At 58.5% G+C, this 430-nt stretch carries 1 protein-coding gene; it reads right to left on the bottom strand.

Features of this window, described 5'->3' with window-relative positions:
* Positions 1-371: hypothetical protein (locus AC1DDH_RS20660; protein WP_476956242.1), on the bottom strand; the 371-nt coding region annotated here is incomplete at its 3' end.
* Positions 372-430: the final 59 nt, after the last annotated feature.

Here is a 430-nt window from a genome sequence, read left to right as displayed (position 1 = left end):
GCGTCCGGAATGTCAGCATATAAAGCAGTGGGCGGCAGGTCTGCTCCCGATCCGCGTAACTCAGCCAAGGTTCGATAAACCGGTATACCGGATCCTGCAAGAGCAAATGGTGCATCTTCACTCTCGCCGGCAGAGGCTGCATCAAGTGCCCGGAGGACGGCAACTGGTAATGCGCGGTCMACGAGCAACTGGTCGAGATAGCGGTCGGTAGCTTTGCGGCTCCGCGCGAAAGCCCGTTGGGAGCCTGGTTGCTCCCGGACGAGAGGGTGACTGATCACTAGCGTGCGTCCGCCATAGTCCGGCAAGCTCAGCACACCGTCCGGACTGCGTTCGATTTTTTCACCAACATCGCTCAAGTCGGTCTGGAGCATGTCGAGAAGTCGGTTTTCGACATGCTCCGGAATCCAAGGTCGCTCGCCATAGAGAACGT

This window comes from Arthrobacter sp. 10T425 (genome assembly GCF_056393985.1).
The sequence above is the reverse complement of the archived record's forward strand: the minus strand, read 5'-3'. Positions and strand labels throughout refer to the sequence as shown.